Annotated in this window: 28 protein-coding genes; 25 read left to right on the top strand and 3 right to left on the bottom strand. The window is 34.7% G+C overall.

Going from position 1 to position 20,175, the window contains the following annotated elements; translation table 11 throughout:
• Nucleotides 1-2 precede the first annotated feature (2 nt).
• The 21 genes from rnpM to EDD63_RS00245 all read left to right on the top strand — a co-directional run bounded on the left by rnpM (nucleotide 3) and on the right by EDD63_RS00245 (nucleotide 14,570).
• Complete coding sequence (gene rnpM, locus EDD63_RS00345; protein WP_134167315.1) at nucleotides 3-269, top strand: RNase P modulator RnpM; 267 nt, start codon at nucleotides 3-5, stop codon at nucleotides 267-269.
• Nucleotides 262-555, top strand: a complete 294-nt coding sequence (locus tag EDD63_RS00340) for a L7Ae/L30e/S12e/Gadd45 family ribosomal protein (RefSeq protein WP_134167313.1) — start codon at nucleotides 262-264, stop codon at nucleotides 553-555. Before rnpM ends, EDD63_RS00340 begins: the two co-directional genes overlap by 8 nt.
• 8 nt (nucleotides 556-563) lie before the next feature.
• Entirely contained in the window at nucleotides 564-2,396 is a 1,833-nt protein-coding gene (gene infB / locus EDD63_RS00335; protein ID WP_134167311.1) for a translation initiation factor IF-2, read from the top strand.
• 2 nt (nucleotides 2,397-2,398) lie between these two features.
• Nucleotides 2,399-2,746, top strand: a complete 348-nt coding sequence (gene rbfA / locus EDD63_RS00330; RefSeq protein WP_134167309.1) for a 30S ribosome-binding factor RbfA — start codon at nucleotides 2,399-2,401, stop codon at nucleotides 2,744-2,746.
• A gap of 16 nt (nucleotides 2,747-2,762) precedes the next feature.
• Nucleotides 2,763-3,305, top strand: coding sequence for a VanZ family protein (locus EDD63_RS00325; protein WP_134167307.1), 543 nt, complete (start codon nucleotides 2,763-2,765; stop codon nucleotides 3,303-3,305).
• On the top strand, nucleotides 3,295-4,356 hold the full coding sequence (locus tag EDD63_RS00320; protein ID WP_134167305.1) for a hypothetical protein: 1,062 nt from the start codon (nucleotides 3,295-3,297) through the stop codon (nucleotides 4,354-4,356). Before EDD63_RS00325 ends, EDD63_RS00320 begins: the two co-directional genes overlap by 11 nt.
• Nucleotides 4,357-4,385: 29 nt before the next feature.
• Nucleotides 4,386-4,943 carry a hypothetical protein gene (locus EDD63_RS00315; RefSeq protein ID WP_134167303.1) on the top strand — a complete coding sequence of 186 codons (558 nt, stop codon included), beginning with the start codon at nucleotides 4,386-4,388 and terminating at the stop codon, nucleotides 4,941-4,943.
• A gap of 188 nt (nucleotides 4,944-5,131) precedes the next feature.
• Complete coding sequence (locus EDD63_RS00310; RefSeq protein WP_134167301.1) at nucleotides 5,132-5,656, top strand: YqeG family HAD IIIA-type phosphatase; 525 nt, start codon at nucleotides 5,132-5,134, stop codon at nucleotides 5,654-5,656.
• Nucleotides 5,649-6,716: a ribosome biogenesis GTPase YqeH gene (gene yqeH, locus EDD63_RS00305; protein WP_134167299.1), complete on the top strand. Its 1,068-nt coding sequence runs from the start codon at nucleotides 5,649-5,651 to the stop codon at nucleotides 6,714-6,716. The genes EDD63_RS00310 and yqeH overlap by 8 nt, the downstream gene beginning before the upstream one ends.
• Nucleotides 6,716-7,000: a ribosome assembly RNA-binding protein YhbY gene (gene yhbY, locus EDD63_RS00300; RefSeq protein ID WP_134167298.1), complete on the top strand. Its 285-nt coding sequence runs from the start codon at nucleotides 6,716-6,718 to the stop codon at nucleotides 6,998-7,000. Before yqeH ends, yhbY begins: the two co-directional genes overlap by 1 nt.
• Nucleotides 6,997-8,034 (top strand): nicotinate (nicotinamide) nucleotide adenylyltransferase, encoded by a 1,038-nt coding sequence (gene nadD / locus EDD63_RS00295; protein ID WP_134167296.1) that lies wholly within the window; start codon nucleotides 6,997-6,999, stop codon nucleotides 8,032-8,034. The genes yhbY and nadD overlap by 4 nt, the downstream gene beginning before the upstream one ends.
• The gene (rsfS, locus tag EDD63_RS00290; RefSeq protein WP_243833707.1) at nucleotides 8,021-8,362 is read left to right on the top strand and encodes a ribosome silencing factor; all 342 of its coding nucleotides are present in this window, start codon (nucleotides 8,021-8,023) and stop codon (nucleotides 8,360-8,362) included. The genes nadD and rsfS overlap by 14 nt, the downstream gene beginning before the upstream one ends.
• Complete coding sequence (locus tag EDD63_RS00285) at nucleotides 8,328-9,059, top strand: class I SAM-dependent DNA methyltransferase (protein ID WP_243833706.1); 732 nt, start codon at nucleotides 8,328-8,330, stop codon at nucleotides 9,057-9,059. The genes rsfS and EDD63_RS00285 overlap by 35 nt, the downstream gene beginning before the upstream one ends.
• Nucleotides 9,056-9,736: a 5'-methylthioadenosine/adenosylhomocysteine nucleosidase gene (locus EDD63_RS00280; RefSeq protein WP_134167292.1), complete on the top strand. Its 681-nt coding sequence runs from the start codon at nucleotides 9,056-9,058 to the stop codon at nucleotides 9,734-9,736. Before EDD63_RS00285 ends, EDD63_RS00280 begins: the two co-directional genes overlap by 4 nt.
• A 2-nt stretch (nucleotides 9,737-9,738) precedes the next feature.
• On the top strand, nucleotides 9,739-10,194 hold the full coding sequence (locus tag EDD63_RS00275; RefSeq protein WP_134167290.1) for a hypothetical protein: 456 nt from the start codon (nucleotides 9,739-9,741) through the stop codon (nucleotides 10,192-10,194).
• Entirely contained in the window at nucleotides 10,194-10,736 is a 543-nt protein-coding gene (locus EDD63_RS00270; protein ID WP_134167288.1) for a DnaD domain-containing protein, read from the top strand. The genes EDD63_RS00275 and EDD63_RS00270 overlap by 1 nt, the downstream gene beginning before the upstream one ends.
• Nucleotides 10,736-11,389: an endonuclease III gene (gene nth / locus EDD63_RS00265; RefSeq protein WP_134167286.1), complete on the top strand. Its 654-nt coding sequence runs from the start codon at nucleotides 10,736-10,738 to the stop codon at nucleotides 11,387-11,389. Before EDD63_RS00270 ends, nth begins: the two co-directional genes overlap by 1 nt.
• Before the next feature lie 56 nt (nucleotides 11,390-11,445).
• Entirely contained in the window at nucleotides 11,446-11,928 is a 483-nt protein-coding gene (gene lspA, locus EDD63_RS00260; RefSeq protein WP_134167284.1) for a signal peptidase II, read from the top strand.
• Nucleotides 11,921-12,835 carry an RluA family pseudouridine synthase gene (locus tag EDD63_RS00255; protein ID WP_134167282.1) on the top strand — a complete coding sequence of 305 codons (915 nt, stop codon included), beginning with the start codon at nucleotides 11,921-11,923 and terminating at the stop codon, nucleotides 12,833-12,835. Before lspA ends, EDD63_RS00255 begins: the two co-directional genes overlap by 8 nt.
• The gene (locus EDD63_RS00250; RefSeq protein WP_134167280.1) at nucleotides 12,832-14,082 is read left to right on the top strand and encodes a rhomboid family intramembrane serine protease; all 1,251 of its coding nucleotides are present in this window, start codon (nucleotides 12,832-12,834) and stop codon (nucleotides 14,080-14,082) included. The genes EDD63_RS00255 and EDD63_RS00250 overlap by 4 nt, the downstream gene beginning before the upstream one ends.
• Nucleotides 14,083-14,084: 2 nt before the next feature.
• On the top strand, nucleotides 14,085-14,570 hold the full coding sequence (locus EDD63_RS00245; protein ID WP_134167278.1) for a deoxycytidylate deaminase: 486 nt from the start codon (nucleotides 14,085-14,087) through the stop codon (nucleotides 14,568-14,570).
• Nucleotides 14,571-14,625: 55 nt separating this feature from the next.
• On the opposite strand, the gene EDD63_RS11695 is transcribed toward EDD63_RS00245, so the two are convergent.
• A complete protein-coding gene (locus EDD63_RS11695; RefSeq protein ID WP_279586071.1) occupies nucleotides 14,626-14,757 on the bottom strand; it encodes a hypothetical protein in 132 nt (43 codons plus the stop codon).
• 69 nt (nucleotides 14,758-14,826) lie between these two features.
• Here EDD63_RS11695 and EDD63_RS00240 point away from each other — a divergent pair, with 69 nt between their 5' ends.
• A complete protein-coding gene (locus tag EDD63_RS00240) occupies nucleotides 14,827-15,987 on the top strand; it encodes an aminoacetone oxidase family FAD-binding enzyme (protein ID WP_134167275.1) in 1,161 nt (386 codons plus the stop codon).
• Nucleotides 15,988-16,028: 41 nt separating this feature from the next.
• On the opposite strand, the gene EDD63_RS00235 is transcribed toward EDD63_RS00240, so the two are convergent.
• Both EDD63_RS00235 and EDD63_RS00230 read right to left on the bottom strand, forming a co-directional pair.
• The gene (locus EDD63_RS00235; protein ID WP_134167273.1) at nucleotides 16,029-16,322 is read right to left on the bottom strand and encodes a hypothetical protein; all 294 of its coding nucleotides are present in this window, start codon (nucleotides 16,320-16,322) and stop codon (nucleotides 16,029-16,031) included.
• Nucleotides 16,323-16,414: 92 nt separating this feature from the next.
• Nucleotides 16,415-16,714, bottom strand: coding sequence for a YciI family protein (locus EDD63_RS00230; protein ID WP_134167271.1), 300 nt, complete (start codon nucleotides 16,712-16,714; stop codon nucleotides 16,415-16,417).
• A gap of 420 nt (nucleotides 16,715-17,134) precedes the next feature.
• Here EDD63_RS00230 and EDD63_RS00225 point away from each other — a divergent pair, with 420 nt between their 5' ends.
• The 3 genes from EDD63_RS00225 to hydG are packed head-to-tail and all read left to right on the top strand — an operon-like array spanning nucleotide 17,135 to nucleotide 19,837.
• Nucleotides 17,135-17,380 carry a TM1266 family iron-only hydrogenase system putative regulator gene (locus tag EDD63_RS00225; RefSeq protein WP_134167269.1) on the top strand — a complete coding sequence of 82 codons (246 nt, stop codon included), beginning with the start codon at nucleotides 17,135-17,137 and terminating at the stop codon, nucleotides 17,378-17,380.
• A complete protein-coding gene (gene hydE / locus EDD63_RS00220; protein WP_134167267.1) occupies nucleotides 17,367-18,425 on the top strand; it encodes a [FeFe] hydrogenase H-cluster radical SAM maturase HydE in 1,059 nt (352 codons plus the stop codon). The genes EDD63_RS00225 and hydE overlap by 14 nt, the downstream gene beginning before the upstream one ends.
• The gene (gene hydG, locus EDD63_RS00215; protein ID WP_134167265.1) at nucleotides 18,425-19,837 is read left to right on the top strand and encodes a [FeFe] hydrogenase H-cluster radical SAM maturase HydG; all 1,413 of its coding nucleotides are present in this window, start codon (nucleotides 18,425-18,427) and stop codon (nucleotides 19,835-19,837) included. Before hydE ends, hydG begins: the two co-directional genes overlap by 1 nt.
• Nucleotides 19,838-20,175 lie beyond the last annotated feature (338 nt).

Genomic DNA, 20,175 nt, shown 5'->3' with positions numbered 1-20,175 from the left:
TGATGCAAACAAAACGCAAGATTCCATTACGTAAATGTGTTGCAACACAGGAGCAACTTCCAAAAAAAGAACTGATCCGCGTGGTTCGCACACCAGAAAAAACGGTGATTGTGGATGAAAGCGGAAAAGCTAATGGACGTGGAGCATATTTGAAACGTTCAAAAGAAGCAATCGATTTAGCACAGAAGAAAGGGTATCTCAAACGTGCATTAAATGTGGACATTGATGATGCACTTTATGATGAGTTGAGAAGTTTAATTCATGAGTAACATTTACGGAACCTTAGGTATAGCAAATGCAGCACGTAAGCTTGCCTATGGAGAAACATTAATTGAAAAAATACGTGCAAAGAAATGTTATTTGGTGTTAATCGCTGAAGATGCATCAGATAACACAAAGAAGAAAATTATGGATAAGTGCAGTTTCTACAATGTGAAGTATGATTTTGTAGATAGTAGTGCACTGTTGAGCAATGCGATTGGTAGAGCCAATGTGAAAGCAGTGGGTGTATTAGATCGTGGATTTGCAAATAGTATGATGAAAAAGAAAGGATAGGTGACAATATGGCAAAAGCAAGAAGACGTCCAAATAACAATCGTAGAGGTAACAATCGAGGGCATGAACAAAAGAAACCTGAAATTGTTGTTACTGAGATTACATACAGTGGGCAACCAACTGTAGGAGAACTTGCAAAATTAATGCATAAGCAAGCATCAGATATTATTAAGTTCTTATTCCTTATGGGGAATATGGCAACAATTAATACGGTGCTAGATGATGAAACCGTTGAACTTATTGGTATGGAGTTTAACATTGAAGTCACAAAAGAACACATTGTGGAGGAATACAATTTTGAGGAATTAGACGAAGAGGATGATCCAAAATTGCTTGAAAGCCGCCCACCAGTTGTTACTATCATGGGTCACGTTGACCATGGTAAGACAACATTACTGGATACCATTCGTAAAACAAAAGTTACGGAAGGTGAATTTGGAGGGATTACACAACATATTGGTGCCTACCAAGTTACAGTAAAAGGGAAAAAAGTTTCTTTCCTAGATACACCAGGTCACGAGGCGTTTACTGCAATGCGTGCACGTGGAGCAAAAGTTACCGATGTAACAGTTATCGTTGTTGCAGCGGATGATGGTGTAATGCCACAAACAAAAGAAGCAGTTGACCATGCAAAAGCAGCAGGCGTACCAATGATTGTTGCTGTCAACAAAATGGATAAAGAAGGAGCAAACCCTGACCGTGTTATGTCTGAGATGAGTGAACTTGGATGTATGCCAGAAGAATGGGGTGGAGATACAATCTTTGTTCCTGTAAGTGCGAAAAACGGTGATGGAGTAAATGACTTATTAGAAAACATCTTAGTTGTTGCTGAGATGCAAGACTTAAAGGCAAACCCACACAAAATGGCAACAGGTACTGTTATCGAGGCAAAACTTGATAAAGGTCGTGGTGCAGTTGCAACGTTATTAATCCAAAACGGTACACTTCATGCAAGTGATGCAATTGTTGTAGGTACAGCGTTTGGTCACGTACGTAAAATGGTTGATGACTTAGGTCGTGAAATCAAAACTGCAGGACCAAGTACACCAGTAGAAATTATTGGGCTTAACTCAGTTCCAATTGCTGGGGATGTATTTAAAGCCTTTGATCAAGAAAAGAAAGCACGTCAAATTGCAGAAGCAAGATTACAAGCACGTGTGGAAGAAGAACGTAACGCTTCAAGTGCAATGTCTTTAGAAGACTTAGCAAAACAAATTGAAGAAGGTGAAATTCAATCGATTAATGTTATTGTAAAAGCCGATGTACAAGGTAGTGCAGAAGCTGTAAAATCATCACTAGAAAAAATTGATGTTGATGGTGTACGTGTAAATGTCATTCGTTCTACTGCAGGTGCCATCACAGAAAGTGATATTATGTTAGCGAGTGCTTCACAGGCGATCGTTGTTGGATTTAATGTTAGACCAAATGCTGCAGTTCGTAAGAAAGCAGAAGATGAAGGTGTACAAATCCGTTTACACAACATTATCTATAAAGTTATCGAAGAAATGGAAAGCGCAATGAAAGGTATGTTAGCTCCAGTATATGAAGAAGTAATCACTGGACAAGCTGAAGTGCGTGAAACATATAAAGTTAGTAAAGTTGGAACCATTGCTGGATGTATGGTTACAGATGGAGTCATTCGTCGTGACAGTGGTTGTCGTTTGATTCGTGAAGGGGTTGTAATTTATACAGGTAAATTAGGATCACTACAACGTTTCAAAGACCAAGTAAAAGAAGTATCAAATGGATACGAATGTGGTTTAACAATTGAAAACTTTAACGATATAAAAGAAGGAGATATCATCGAAGCCTTTGAAGACCAACAAGTAGAGGTGGCTTAGTTATGAGTATCAAAAAAGAAAGAGTTGCTGGATTAATTCAAAAAAACATTAGTGAAATCATTCAACGTGCAGTAAAAGATCCAAAAGTTGGATTCGTAACTGTGATGGATACACAAGTAACAAGTGATTTATCACTTGCGAAAGTATACGTATCATTCTTAGGCAAAGATGCACGAAAAGAAGCAGGAATGGATGCACTAAATCGTTCAAAAGGATTTATCCGTAGCGAACTTGCAAAAACGTTATCAATGCGTAAAGTTCCAGAATTGGAATTCGTATTAGATGAGTCTTTGGAACAAGGAAATAAAATCGAGCAAATTATTGCCGATTTACACAAAAAAGAAAAATAAGTAAGGGGGACAGGCGATGACACATTGGATAGTAGATTTGATGATGCATAGCCTACTTCTGTCCTTTATCGTGGCAAGTGGGATTACGCTCATTTACCGCCAAAGTAAAAAAGAAAAACGTCAGAGAACTCTGCATGTTTTTCTTTTTGCATTTTACTTATGCAATTTGTTTTACATTACCGTGATACGTGAAGGATTCTTTAGTAATGAAAGTGGAATCATCAATTATATTCCGTTTTATCACATGTTTGAAAATTATCGTTATGCTGCATTGCAGTACCCTTTGCAGTCATTTATGTATTTAATTTACAACATTATGGGTAACATTATCTGGTTTATGCCTTTTGGGTATATGTTGCATCATTTTGTGAATCGAATCAATGTGAAACGCGTTATTTTGTATAGTTTTATGCTTTCATTTTATATCGAATTAGGACAATACGTATTACGTGTTGGCATTAGTGATATTGATGATATAATCTTAAATACGCTTGGTGGATTATTGGGGTACTTACTCTATCGATGGTTACATACGGAAAGGAAAAAAGATGAACATTAAACAACAAGTACAACGCTTTTGGCGAATCTTCTTAGAAGAAAGAAGTAACTTAGAACGTGCTTTAGATCATAACGATGAAGCTGAAATAACAGAGATTACTAAAATTCTAAATACCTATTTTGAAGAGTTTTCGAACTCACAATTAGATATTGCAAAAGAAGAAGATAGTTATGAAATTACATTTTTAAGTGGACAAGATAAAAATGTTCAACTAATTGGTGTATTGCTAAAACAATTGGCACCAGAAGCAATTTTAGATACATGGATTGTAAATAGTTATTTGCCGCCTTTATCAACAAAAGCATTACACACGATTTTACGTGTACAAGATAAAGAATACACAGCGGATGATTTCATGGTGTACTATGAAATTGATGAGAATGCAAAAGCATTACACTGTGAAGTATATTGTGATGCATTTGAAGTTATGGATGAGTCTAAAGCAAATGAAGTAGCAGTATATATGCTACAACTATTCATTGGGGAATGTGCACTTGAAGCATATATTGCAAGTTATGAAATTGTTAGAGAACGTCATGGTGGTTCACAAGTTGTCCTTTCACAATTTTATGAACTATTAATGGAAATCATTGATGAAAAAGAATGGCCGATGTATCAAGATCCAACACAAATTTATCGAGTTTATAAACTTGATGAAAAGAAGATTAAAGATGAAGTGCGTCAAGACATGAAAATCATCTTTACAACACATCCTGTGTTAATTGCAGAAAGCTTACAAGACCAATATGTCACAAGTCATGAATTCTTTGATTTTGGTGGAGAATTTGGTTATGTATATTATAAAAATCAAAATGGAAATGAAAGCGATGCTTTATTCCGTCAAGCATTAGAAAAGAAATTTAATGAATTGTTATTTGAAAAGGGAATTGCAAAAAGTATTGGTGGTGCCATGGGAGCTACTTATGCATATGTGGACCTAGCGATTTATGATAAGGAAGCGTTTATTAAAGCACTGAAGAATATCAATGAACACTTAAGTGTAAAACTTGAATACCGGGCTTTTAACGACGAAACAACCGAAATCGCATAATGAACCACATATTTACCTTTGATACGCCCATGAGCTTTGATGACGTCTTAGATTACGCCAACAAGCATATTGATACGTATGTGTATGTTCGTATGTATCGCTTGGTAAATATCATCATTGCCGTACTTACCATGATTTGTGTACTCTTGTTTGCACAACTTTATTATGCAACAACACTTACGTATACAATTAGCAGTCTTATCTTTGGAAGTATTCTATTGATCGTGGATATCTTTTTAATTGGTTTTCAAAAAAGAACTTGGGCATATCGTGATAATGAGCATGCATATCTACAAGTGCAAAAAGAGTGGAAAGCAAGCTTAGGTAAAAACTTAGATGCAATAGCAAAACTTGATAAGGGAAAACTATATGTAAATGATAAGGCATATCCAAAACTTGTCCGTGTGGTAATCGCAAAACAGTTTGTCTTGCTGCAAAGCAAACATCGACAAGTGATTGTTAAATTAGATGAAGATAAGCATGATGCATTGATTGCATATTTACAACAACATGCACCAGATGTACGTATTGAAGTAAAAAACTATATCCAAGATATTGTCTCAAAACGTATCATCGCACCTATGTAAAAGAAAATAGATTTAATAATTATAGCGACAGGCATCATCGGTTATAAACGATTGATGCCTTTCTTTGTCTTATGCTTCATGAATGTGGTGGAAAACACTAAATTATGCATGTTTCAATTCACTACGTATTAAATTGATAAAATGGGGTAACAATGGTAAAATAACCAAATGAAAAGGAAGCGTGAAATATGTTAAAATACTTTATTCCAGATGAATATGTGAGAAGTTTCGAAAGTATTGATGTTGATGCACTTGCAAAGCAAGGATTTCAATTGATGATCTGTGATATCGACAATACGATGGTTGCACATGACCAGTCACATCCAAGTGAAGCTGCCGCTTCTTTTATTGAGAAGGTAAAGCAAAGTGGGATGCAAGTTTGTATGATTTCAAATAACTATAAAAATCGGGTACAAACATTTGCGGATGCCTTACATGTCCCATTTTATAGTTTTGCCAATAAACCATTAAAACGTACGTATAAGAAAATCCTACGTGATTATCATATTCCTGCAAACAAAGTGGTTGCTGTTGGTGATCAATTAATGACCGATGTCTTAGGTGCAAAACGGATGCATATGTATGTCATTCATACAGCACCACTTGTACAACGTGATATAAAAGCAACAAAGCTAAATCGTATTTTTGAAAACTTTGTATACAAACGTTTAGAAAAGAAAAATATACTTAAAAAAGGAGTATTTGATGAGTAAAATATGTAAAGGTTGTGGAGTTACACTCCAAACAGAAAATCCAAATGCCATTGGTTTTGTCCAAAACATGGATCAAGAGTATTGTAAGCGTTGTTATCGCTTGTCACACTATGGTGATGTCATGATCAATATGCAACAAGGAATCGATAATGATGCCTTATTGCAAAGTGTAAATGCACTTGATGCATTGATTGTATGGGTTGTGGATATTATGGATTTTGAAGCAAGTATCATTCCTGGAATGAATCGTCATTTTATGGGAAAAGATATTTTACTTGTCTGTACGAAAAGTGATCTATTACCAAAAACAACAAGTGCTGGTAAGATGGGAAACTTTATTCAAAACCGTTTACGTACACACGGTATCCAAGTCGTTGGAATTATTGCAGTACCTAATTTACATAAACAAGAAGCACAAAGTGTCAGTGATGTAGAAGCAGCGATTGCAATGTATCGTAAACAACGTGATGTTGTCATGCTAGGAAATGCAAATGCAGGAAAAAGTACACTACTTAATGCACTAATGCACTCACATGATCTAACGATTTCCCATCACCCAGGAACAACCCTAGATTTAAACCCAATTCCTTTTGATGGATATACACTTTATGACACTCCAGGAATGGTAAATACAAAAAGTTATTTGACATATGTTCCGGAAACACAATTAAAAGATGTCATGTTTCACAAAGAAGTAAATCCAAAGAAATTTCAACTTCGTCAAAATCAAAGTTTGGCGTTAGCAGGATATGTTCGTTTAGATTTATTTGATTGTGAGGATGTAAGCTGTGTTTGTTATTTCTCGGATCGTTTAGCGATTCATCGTTCAAAAGCAGAAAATGCAGATCGTTTATGGAGTGAGCATTTAGGAGAACTACTCGCACCTACAATTGAAGAAGATGCAAGTGAAATGAAGAAAACATCATTCACAAAAAAAGAAGATAAAATTGATATCGTGATTGCAGGGCTTGGATGGTTCTGTATTCATGGAAATGTATCACGTATTGATGTATATGCAAACAAACACGTGGACGTACTGCTTAGAAAGGCAATGATATAATGTTAAATGGAAAACAAAGAAGAGCGCTACGTGCGCTTGCAGTAAATACAAAAGCTTTGGTACAAATTGGAAAAGGTGGACTTAGTGCCAACTTAGTGGAAAGTACAGAAGTGAGTTTAGAAGCACATGAACTTGTTAAAATCACAGTCTTAAAAAACTGTGATGATAATGTAAAAGAAATGGCACTTGATTTAGCAAGTATGACAAACAGTGAACTTGTGCAAGTCGTGGGGCGTGTAATCGTCTTATATCGTCCAAGTAAAAAGAAATTAATTACAATATGAGAAAAATCGGTTTATTAGGTGGAAGTTTTGATCCTGTGCATGATGGACATATGGCAATGGCAAAACATGCACTACAACAATTGCATCTAGATGAAGTATGGTTTGTCTTAAGTGAGCAAACTCCTTTAAAAGACCGAAAACTAACAAGCTATGATGATCGTAGAAAGATGTTAGAACTTGCTTTTCACAAAATTGATGCATACAAGATTTGTGATATCGAAAAAGGTAGTACATCAAAAAACTATACAGTAGATACTGTGCGAAAACTAAAAACACTGTATCCAAAGGATACGTTCTACTTTATTTTAGGAAACGACCAGGTAGAACAACTACATGCTTGGAAAGATATTGACCAGCTACAAAAGATGGTGAATTTATGTGCCTTTGCCCGCGATGGAAAGAAAAGTGAAAGTCCATATACACTGACGTATTTGCAAATGGAAGATATTCCAATTAGTTCTAGTGAAATACGTAATGGAAAATTGTGTCATGTGGATCCTGCAGTTGTAAATTACTTCAGCAAACATATCTTATATGAAGATATATTAAAACATGCAATGAGTGAGTATCGCTATCAACACTCTGTATCAGTAGCAACAGTATGCAAAGAACTAGCAACTTGTAATCAACTTGATGCTACACTTGCATACTTGATGGGTTATTATCATGATATTAATAAAGAATTTAAGATAATTAATAAAGAAGATAGTTTGAAGATTTTACAAGAACTTGCACCAGAAGTCGCAAAACAAAAAGAGAGTATTTGGCATGGATTTATGGGAGCATATGTATGTGAGCATTACTTGCATTTGCAAAATAAACAGCTTTTAGAAGCCATTGCGCACCATGTCTTAGGAAATAGTCAGTCCGTTTATGCTAAACTATTATATGTAGCAGATAAGTGTGATCCTTTGCGGGATTATGATACATCTGCATTTATTGAATTAAGTAAACAAGATATCCACAAAGGATATGAAGCAGTAAAGAAAGATCAAGCAATATATTATGGAGAACAATACAATGATGGAAAATAAAGTACAAGTGATACTTGAAGCAATCGCAAACACAAAAGGGGAAGATGTAATGATGTATGATTTTACATCACTAAACCCATTTATTGATCGTGTGATCATTACAAGCGCAGATAACTTACGCCAAGTGTATGCCATTGCAAGTAATATTGAAGATGCATTAAAAGAAAACGATCTACGTATCCACCACTTTGAAGGGGATAAGAATTCACGTTGGATTTTAATCGATGCGGATGAAGTAATCGTCCATGTCTTCTTAGATGAAGAACGAAGTGTTTATAAATTAGAACGCTTATATGGTGATTTACCAAGATTGGAAACCCATGTATAACCAACTGGCAAAGCATTATGATAGTTTGGTCAAAGATGATGATGCAACTCAAGCATATGTAGACTTTACCAAAAAATATGCAAAAGGAAAAAACATGTTAGAACTTGCCTGTGGCTCTGGAGAAATCTCTTTAGCATTAGCAAAAACAGGATATCAACTTGTCGCAACCGATTTATCTAATCAAATGCTTGATGAAGCACGTAAGAAAGATGTAGAAGGACTTGTTGATTATGCATACATGAATATGTATGATATGAGCCAAGCAGGTATCTATGATACTGTAATTTGTTACTGCGATAGTATGAATTACATCGATGAACAACATATTGCATCTGTTTTGAAACAAGTCTATGACCATCTTGAAGATGATGGCATCTTTCTATTTGATATGCATGCACTAGACCGTTTGGATGAATTCAAAGAAGAGTTCTATGAAGCAGGAAAAGTAGATGATACAGATTTTATTTGGAGTATTATAAGTGATGAAAATCGCTTGTTACATAACTTTGTATTTTATGAAAAAGATGGTTCGACACAGTATGAACATCATGAACAATGGGTATTTAACCCAAATCAAATTACAAGTATACTTACCGAATTGGGATTCCAAGTTGAAATCTATACAGATTTTGTACAACCAGGAATCCAAGAAGGTGAAAAATATTTCTATGTTTGTCGAAAGGAGGTCATAGCATGATTTGTATTATAGCGGCTATGAGTAGTGAAGTTGAAGCAATAAGTCAAAAGATGACTGGTGTGAAAAGAAAAAAAGTAATGGAAATTCCTGTAATTGAAGGAAAGCTAGCAGGAAAACGTGTTTTACTTGCACAAAGTGGAATTGGAAAAGTACAAGCTGCAATGACAACAGCAATTTTACTTTGCCAATATAAAGTACGTTACGTTTTAAGTACAGGTGTTGCAGGTGGATTTACTGAGGATCAAAAAATACTAGACATTGTTGTTGGTGATAAACTTGTACAACATGATTTTGATACAAGTGCAATTGATGGGGATAAAGGATATGGAGAATACTCATATTCATATGTAACTCTAATTCAACTTGCGCAAAAGATTTGGCCTGAAATTGGAAATGGAAATTTACATGTTGGGACCATTGCAAGTGGAGACCAGTTTGTATCAAAGAAATCACAAATCAATTCCATCAATCGTCATTTCACAAATGTTATTGCTTGTGAAATGGAAAGTGGAGCGATTTCACGTGTTTGTAATAAACAAGACATTCCTTGTATCGTAATACGCGCTATTTCTGATACCGTATGTTTAGATAATAGTGAAAATGACTATGAAGTAAACTTGGCAAATGCCACAAAACAAAATGCTGACTTCGTAGAGAAATTTGTAGAAAGAAGTTAACTATGCGAGATATGTTTCGTCGATTTGGTTTAACAGCTTTTATCGTTTTCTTGCTTTTGATCATTATCGTCTCATTTATGGGGATATTCGTGAGTGGTCCGGTAATGAAAAATGAAGAAGTAAATCAAAACATCATAAGTAAAATAGAAACTAAGAATAAAGCTTGTGAGCAAGTTGTGCGTCACAGTTTTCGTTATGTAACTTTTACTTGTGAAAGTGATAGTGCATATACCATCTATGATGAAAACGCAAAGAAAATCGCAAGTCGCAAGAAAAGCGATGTTGATTTTCAAAAAGCAAATGAAATTGTGCAAACCTATGATGAATTCAAGGATGTACGTGTGGAAATCGGATATGGATATGAAGGGGTTGCTTATGTAGCAGAAGTAGGTAGCACAATGCTAGTTATCGACTTTGATAGCTATGAAGTCTTATTTTATAATGGAGGACAACGCTAATGAATATCGCAAAAATGCCATATTTTAATCACCGGAATTATATCTTGAGTGAAATAAAACATTTAGATATTACGATTCAAGAAGCATTTCTACTTTTATACATTGATTTTTGTAATGAGTTTCAAATGGAATTTACGATGGAACTTGCTAGCGAAAACTTAGGACTTAGCATGGAAGAAGTAGATGAACTAATTGCCAATGTAATCCAAGTTGGATATTTGGAAATGGAAATGGTCAATGGTAAAGTTGTATATAACATGGATCAGTTATTTACGATGTCCATCAATAATGAACCGGTGAATAAAAAACAATTCATGGATTTATTTGAACTATATGAAGATAGTTTTGGTCGTCCACTTAGTCAAAGTGAAACTGCGAAACTCAGTGAATGGATGACGATTTATGATTTACAATTGATTGATTATGCACTTCGTGAAGCCATTGTTTACAATAAGGTGAAAATGGAATACGTAGAAGCAATTTTACGTGCATGGAAAAATAAAGGATTCACAAAAGAAGATTATGAAAAGGGAGATCGCTAATGGATGTCTCTTTTATCTTATCTAAACTTCAACAGATGTTTCCAGATGCGCATTGTGAATTGAATTATACAAGTGATTACGAGTTACTCATCGCGATTATTTTAAGTGCACAAACAACCGATAAAGCTGTAAATAAAGTAACGCCTGCTTTATTTCATCATTTTCCAACACCGCGAGCATTAGCTGATGGGGATTTAAAACGCATTGAAAAAGATATTGCACGCCTAGGCTTATATCATGCAAAAGCAAAAAACATTAAAGCATGTGCAAAAGTATTAGCAGATGTTTATGATGGAAATGTGCCAAGTAGTTTTAAAAAGTTAACGGAATTACCAGGAGTAGGACGTAAAACCGCTAGTGTGATGCAAACTGAATATTTTGATATTCCAGCAATGCCAGTGGATACACATGTGGAACGAATTAGTAAACGTTTAGGATTTGCGAAGTTTGGTGATAGTGTAGAAACTGTAGAGCGTAAATTAAAACGCAAAATTCCACGCAGTGAATGGAACATGGCACACCAATTATTTATCTTTTTTGGACGGTATTTTTGTATGGCAAGAAATCCAAAATGTGAAGAATGTCCATTTCTGTCGATTTGCAAAAAAGATAAATTTGAAGCATATAAACGTAAAGAAAAAGCAAAACAGTAGTATTGCTTTTTTCTATTAGGCAAAAATGATATAATGACAACACGATTGAGGTACATATGAAGTTAAAAAAAGGAATCATATTGATTGTTGTATTACTAGCAACCCTAGGAATCGATCAATATACAAAACAAATTGTAGAAACAACGATGCATGTTGGAGAAAGTCATGAAATTATTCCAGGCTTTTTCTCATTCACGCATGTACAAAATACGGGAGCAGCTTGGGGGCTATTCTCAGGAAAACAAACGATGTTTTTTGTTGTGACGATTGTCGCATTAATCGTTTTAACTATATTTTTATGGAGTACATGGAAAGATAAGTTGATGTCAAGTGTTGCCATTACCCTGATGATTTCAGGAACGATTGGAAACTTTATTGATCGCTTACAAATGGGATATGTTACAGACTTTTTAGATTTTAATCTACTTGGTTATGACTTTCCTGTATTCAATGTCGCAGATATGTGTTTAGTCATTGGAATTTCCTTATTGTTGCTATTTGAATTATTAGATGTATATGGGGTAAAAACAAATGACTAGAGAAGAAATTATTGTAAAAGAAGAACACCAAAATACACGAATTGATAAGTTATTAAGTGATGCTTATGATTTTTCTCGTAGTCGTGTACAAAGTTTAATTAAAGATGGACATATTTTAGTTCAAGGAAATCCAGTAAAAGCAAACTATAAAGTAAAAGTAGATGATGTGATTACAGTGGTGATTCCTGATGATGAAGTTCTTGAAGTAGAAGCAGAAAACATCCCAATTGAAATTGTCTATGAAGATAGTGATTTAATGGTTATAAATAAACCAAGAGGTATGGTCGTACATCCAGCAGTTGGGAATTTAAAAGGAACGCTTGTAAATGCAGTTTTATACCACTGTAAAGATTTAAGTGGAATCAATGGGGTATTACGTCCAGGGATTGTACACCGTATTGATAAAGATACAAGTGGGCTTTTACTGATTGCCAAAAATGATAAAGCACACCTTTCGCTTAGTGAACAGTTAAAGGATAAAAGTGTATCACGTAAATATAAAGCACTTGTTCATGGTGTTTTAGAACACGACTATGGAACAATTGATGCGCCTATTGGTCGTGATGTCAAAGATCGTAAACGTATGGCGATTACTGAACATAACAGTAAAGATGCTATTACGCATTTTAAAGTGTTAGAATGTTTTCATGATTACACACTTGTTGAGTGTTCACTGGAAACTGGAAGAACACACCAAATTCGGGTACATATGCAATACATCAAACACCCTATTGTTGGCGATCCAACCTATGGGTATCGCAAGACGATGGATGTAGGTGGACAGTTACTACATGCATATGAAATTACCTTCGTACATCCAAGCACAAATGAGCGTATGACTTTCCAATGTGAGCTTCCTCAAGTATTCTTAGATGTACTACATAACTTAGAGACGGAGGAACTATGATTGAAAATAGAGATGTGATGTTATACCAAGTCATGGATTGTTTGGTTGCAAATTATGGATACCATATCATTCGCTTTCAAGGACAAAAGAAAGATCTATGGCTAACGAATAAAGATAACCCACATTTTCCTATTATTCGATTGACTTCGAAAGTTAGTTCATCCATTGTTTTTGAAAAAGATTATTTAAACCGTGTAAAATCCTTTTTAGGACAATTTATGTTCGCCAAAGAAATGCAAAGCGAAATCATTATTATTAACAGTAATCCTGAAAGTGTGAATTTCCAAGAGGAAAACTTTAGTCAAATTACGATTAGTTATGAGCCACTTCCTGTTCGTCTAGATGAAGCGTTTCCTAAATTGAAGGAATATGTGCATCCAGTAGAAAATAACGACGAAGCAGTAGCGCAAATCAACCGTAACATTGAAGCATTCCAAATGAAGAAGGCAAAAGAGGCAAAACGTAAAAGTATTCCTAAGTTCACACTTGGAATAATGGCAATTTGTATACTTATTTATGCTTTACAGTTCATTCTAGGTCAAGTGCTTTCAAATGTGCCTGGTAATGATTGGAATAGTACACTTATATTATGTGGTGCATACTATACGAACTTTATTAGTGGTGCACATGAATACTGGCGCTTTTTAACGTATGGATTTTTACATGCTGACATTATTCACTTGTTTGTGAATATGATGTCGTTGTATTATTTAGGTAATTACTTGCAACGTGTGTATACACGCAAACAATTTCTAGTGATTTTACTAGCTTCAATTATTGGTGGGGGATTACTAACTTACATTGTAAGTCCAACACCATTGATGGTGGGAATCTCTGGGGGACTTTATGGATTGTTAGGGGCATATTTATTATCAATTATTGAAAATGATATGATCCGTATTCCACAAATTCGCAATAGTGTGATTCAAGTAGTATTAATCAATATTTTAATTTCATTAATGCCAGGAATCTCATTAACTGGACATTTAGGTGGATTTATTGTAGGAGTAGGAATCGCATTTTTGTTCTCACATGCACGCCGCTACAAACCATATAAAATTCACGTTGCAATTAGTATGAGTATTATTGTACTTGTGGCTGCCTATTTTGCCATTCAACCTAGAAATAATGTAAATGTTTACTACAACACAAATCAACAAGTCATCAAAGACTTAGAATATATAAATCTAGATGGATATGCTAACTATCTAGAAAATCAATTGATTCATTATTTACCGGAGGAATAGAAATGAAACGTGAAAATTATTTATCGTGGGATGAATACTTCATTGGCTTAGCACATTTAAGTGCTTTGCGTAGTAAAGATCCAAACACACAAGTGGGGGCTTGTATTGTTTCTCAAGACAAAAAAGTTGTAGGAATTGGCTACAACGGTTTGCCTAAAGGATGCGATGATGATGAGTTCCCTTGGGGAAAAGTAGGGGATAACTTAGATACAAAATATCCATATGTTGTCCATGCAGAATTAAATGCGATTTTAAACAGTGGTGCAGATTTACGTAATTGTACATTATATGTATCGCTATTTCCATGCAATGAATGTGCAAAAGCAATCATTCAAGCAGGAATTACGCGTGTCGTATATGAGTGCGATAAAAACTGGACCAGTGATGGTGCAATTGCTTCACGCAAAATGTTTGATGCAGCATGTGTAACTTATGACAAATTACCAAAGCGTTATACGATTCACATTGATATTGAGGACAATGTCTAATGCGTGCGTTTAACACGTATATACAAAGCATTGTTAACGCGTGGAGACAAGAAGATTATGGCACGGCAATTATTCGCTTTGCAATTCCATTTCTTGTAATAATGTTTGTCTTATGGGTTTTAAAGACCATTTTAAACATTGTGAATTTCTTCTTTTCACCAGTTGTAATTTTGATTGCATTATTCATTCTCTATATCATTATTGATGAGTAAAGTAAGTAGTGTCTTTGGACGCTACTTTTTGTTATAATGGGCACATGAGAAATATCGTAATTGTAGGTGGTGGACCAGCTGGTATGATGGCAGCTATATCCGCCAAAAAACATCATCCTGATACAGAAGTATATCTTTTAGAGCGCAATCACACACTTGGAAAAAAACTAGCATTAAGTGGTGGAGGACGCTGTAATTTAAGCGTGCGTGTTTCAGACGAACAGTTTATTAAAGATACGATCCGTAATGGAAAGTTTCTATATAGTGCAATTCATCAATTTACACTTGATGACATTGAACAGTTTTTCTTGGATGCGGGTTTACCATTCAAAGAAGAAGATCATCATCGCTTATTTCCAATCACGGAAAAAGCAGAAGATGTAATTGCATTATTACGTAACACGCTCAAAGATTTGGGGGTAATGATTATATACCAACAAAAAGTCGAACGTATTGATTTGCAACATAAGAAAGTCATCACCAACCAAGATGTTTTTCCTTTTGAGCATCTCATCTTGGCGTGCGGAGGAAAAAGCTATCCAGATACAGGAAGTGATGGACTTGGCTATGAATTAGCTACACAAGTAGATCACAGCATTACAGATATACTACCAGCAGAGGTATCACTCGTCAGTAATGATGCTTGCATCCAGAGTAAAGAACTTCAAGGATTATCATTTCATGATGTTAAAATCAAGATAAAGAAGAATAATAAATACAAAGATCTAGTTCGTCATGATTTGATTTTTACACATTTTGGAATTTCTGGTCCTGGAGCTCTACGTGCAAGTAGTCATATAAATAAACTACTGCAAAAAGGTCCCATCACTTTAGCGATTGATTTTTTACCTGATGTAAGTAGTGAGCAACTTGCAAAACAAATCAAAGAAGATGGATTATTTAGTTTAGCAAAAACCTATGGATTACCGAAACGTTTTCTACAATATGTCGATACGATGACCGGTGATAAAGCACTTCATATCAAACGCTTTGCCTTGAGTGTTTATACAACCCGAGGCCTGCAACAGGCATTTGTGAGTGATGGTGGAGTACGTATTAAAGATATTGATCCAAAAACGATGCAATCAAAAATACATCCATGTATATCCTTTGCAGGTGAGATGATGGATGTTCATGGGTATACTGGAGGATATAATATATCCATTGCCTTTATCAGTGGATACATCGCTGGTTATTATGCATAAGAAAAGCAATACGCTACAAAGAGGTATTGCTTTTTTCATGCTTATTTTTCTAGTTTTTCTTCAACAACGTGAACGATTTTATCTTGTCCAACTTTTGTTGTTAGTTTTGCTTTGGCTTTTTCAAATTTTGCCTTAGTTTCTTCATCCATATCATCACCAGCAAAATCTAGTAATAATTCAGCTTCTTTCAATGTATTGATAAGCTCTTCTGGATCTTTTTGTGAAAAGGCTTTTTTCACTTGGCGTTCTTTCACTTTCGTGGCAACAAAGACACCAGCTCCTGTAGCTAGCAAAGCACCAGCAGCTACTCCAAATACTTTTTTCATACGTTTCATATAGAGACCCCTTTCTTTTATATTTCATTATGTTAATTATAACACTTCTATATACGTATACTACTGTAATGCACAATCTCTCTTATTTCATTTTAGAGTAAATAGTTGTTTTCTTTATTTGCTGCTTGAAATGAAACTAATTTATATGTTGCATATCCTTCTGCAACCAGTGGTTCTAATTCACAAAGTTTTTTTGCGTCTTCATAACTTTTGGTTTTTAAAATATACATTCCAGCAATACCTGGATATCCTTTGAATACACCTCCGAGTTCTAGATAGCCATTATCATCCAAACGTTTTAAGTTTGCAACATGACGCTCAACAACTGCTTTTGTCATTCTATTGTAGTTTTTAGATCGCTCAATCATCATGACGTATAACCAATTATCCATTTTTACACCTTCCTTTCTTCATAAACAATATATTTATTATTGAAATTACTTGTATATTTTTGTAATTTCTAATGTTTTCTTTCTAAGCATTGTAATGTTCCTTTTGATTTGCGAATCTCAATCTGTGATTCATGTGTAATTAACAAACAAACTATATCACATGAACGAGAACATTTAACTATCATGTTATATAAAACTTTGAGAAGATGCATTTTTAAAGACATTATTCATTTGGGAGTATTTATCTAAGTTAGCCATGTGTAAGTGCTTGCAATCTTTATCATTATTGGGTAAACTACTTGTAGCATACGTTCTGAGTACAAGGGTACGTCCCGAGGATGAAGGCGAAATCATATGTAGTTTTTTTCATGTGGTCTCATCCTTGTCGCTCAGGCAAGGATTTTTTTATTGGAGGAAAAGATGGACACTAGAATTGCACAAATTGGAATTTTTGTAGAAGATAGTAACGCTACAGAAGAAATGAATAAATTATTATCAGCTTATGGAGAATATATTGTCGGACGAATGGGAATTCCATATCGCAAACGTAATGTGAATGTGGTTACGATCATTATGGATGCTCCACAAGACATTATCTCAGCGCTTTCTGGAAAACTAGGAATGATTAAAGGCATCAATAGTAAAACATTATATGCAAAAGTTTAAAGAGATTGTTGATCGCTTAAAGGAAAAGCGAACACTACAAGATGAGGAATATAAATTATTACTACAAACAAAAGATGCGCAAGAACAAGCATATTTACATAAGGCAGCACGAGATGTCTGCCAGTCAATTTATGGAAATGGTATTTTTATTCGTGGGTTGATTGAGATATCAAACTATTGTAAGAATGATTGTTATTACTGTGGAATACGAAAAAGCAATCATCATGTCAAACGCTATCACTTAAATAAAGAAGAGATTCTATTAGCATGTAAACAAGGATATGAACTAGGCTTTCGTACATTTGTAATGCAAGGTGGAGAAGATGGAAGCTATGATGATCATATGATGGTTGATATTATCAAAAGTATTCGTAAATCCTATCCAGATTGTGCGATTACATTAAGCCTAGGAGAAAAAAGCAAAGAGATGTATCAACAGTATTATGATGCAGGTGCCAATCGCTATTTACTACGACATGAAACGATTTGTGAATCTCACTACAATCAATTGCATCCAAGTAACATGCAAATACAAAATCGCGTGCAATGCTTGTGGGAACTAAAAGAGATTGGATTTCAAGTAGGTAGTGGAATTATGGTAGGTTCACCATATCAAAGTATCGACCACATTGTTGAAGACATTCATTTTCTTGAACAACTGCAACCACAAATGATTGGACTAGGACCGTATTTACCACATAAGGATACACCCTTTAAAGACGAAGCAAAAGGTGATGAACAAGTCACAATCAATTTACTAGCAATTATGCGTTTGATGCATCCACAAGCTTTAATTCCATCAACAACAGCACTTGCCACAATTTCTGATGATGGTAGAGAGAAGGGAATTTTAGCAGGAGCCAATGTTGTGATGCCAAATCTATCACCAGTGAAGCATCGAGAGTCATATAGTTTATACAATGATAAAGCAAATATGAATGCAGAAGCGGCAGAAAGTTTGCATCTATTAGAAGCACGATTACAAAAAATCGGATATACAATTTCCTATGATAGGGGAGATTATAAGAAAGAGGTAAAGAAATAATGTACAATAAAATGTCAAAAAAAGCTGAGGAGTTTATTAGTCATGATGAAATACTTGAAACACTAACTTACGCCCAAAAGAATAAAAGTAATAAAGAACTAATCGATGAAATATTAAAGAAAGCAGCAACATACAAAGGATTGGATCACCGTGAAGCTGCTGTATTATTAGAATGTGATTTACCAGAAGAAAATGCACGTATTGAAGAACTTGCTAAAGAGATCAAACAAAAGTTTTATGGAAATCGCATTGTTATGTTTGCCCCTTTATACTTATCAAATTACTGTGTAAATGGATGTGTATATTGTCCATATCATTATGAAAATAAAACGATTGCGCGTAAGAAATTAACGCAAGAAGAAATCAAAAAAGAAGTGATTGCTTTACAAGATATGGGACATAAACGTTTAGCATTAGAAACTGGTGAAGATCCAATCAATTCACCAATTGAATATGTATTGGAAAGTATAAAAACCATTTATTCCATTCACCATAAAAATGGTGCCATTCGTCGTGTGAATGTAAACATAGCAGCAACAACAGTGGAAAACTATAAACGTTTGAAAGATGCAGGAATTGGTACATATATTCTTTTCCAAGAAACCTATAATAAAGAAAACTATGAAAAGCTACATCCAAAAGGACCAAAACACAACTATGCATACCATACAGAGGCGATGGACCGTGCAATGGAAGCAGGACTAGATGATGTAGGTATCGGTGTATTATTTGGATTAAACACCTACAAGTATGACTTTGTTGGGTTATTGATGCATGCTGAACACTTAGAAGCAGCAATGGGTTGTGGACCACATACAATTTCATTACCTCGAATTCGTGCAGCAGATGATATTAACCCAGAAGATTTCAAAGATGCGATTAATGATGATATCTTTGCCAAAATTACTGCAGTAACTCGTATTAGTGCTCCATACGCAGGTATGATTATTTCTACAAGAGAAACGCAAAAATCAAGAGAACGTGTTCTTGAACTAGGTGTATCACAAATCTCAGGAGCTTCATCAACAAGTGTTGGTGGATACGCAGAAAAAGAAGAAGAAAACAGTGCTCAATTTGATGTAGAAGATACGCGTACACTTGATGAAGTTGTACACTGGTTGTTATCACTAGGTCATGTACCTAGTTTCTGTACAGCGTGTTATCGTGAAGGTAGAACTGGTGATCGTTTTATGTCACTTGTTAAAAATGGGCAAATCGCCAATATTTGTCAGCCAAATGCATTGATGACACTAAAAGAATACTTAGAAGATTATGCCAGTGAAGAAACAAAAGCATTAGGGGAACATGTCATTGCACAAGAAATGCAAAGAATTCCAAATGAAAAAGTAAAAGAAAAAGCACAAGACTATCTTGATAAACTTCATGCTGGAAAACGTGATTTCAGATTCTAGTAAGCAATATAGATATCTAATTATGACATATAATCAAAAGATAAGTTTCAAATCGCTTTACCAAACCTATAATCTCATTTAAAATTACACATGCATAACAATGAATGTATGTCATGTGCTGTGAAAGTGTGTAGTAGAGAATCAGGGAATTTATGTGGGTTTAAATTGTTTTCTATTTTTGTAGTGAATAATTTTAAATGAATTTAAATGATTGTATCTTAAACAAGACAACTACTTTTACGGTGGTTGTTTTTTTCTTATTATTTTTTAAAAAAATCGAAGTTTGATACAAAGTGAATCGTCTAAGGATTGAGAGGTGTTCTTTATAACACACTAGA

The organism is Breznakia blatticola (genome assembly GCF_004365815.1).
GTDB classification, from domain to species: domain Bacteria; phylum Bacillota_I; class Bacilli_A; order Erysipelotrichales; family Erysipelotrichaceae; genus Breznakia; species Breznakia blatticola.
This window is presented reverse-complemented; position numbering and strand designations above follow the sequence as displayed.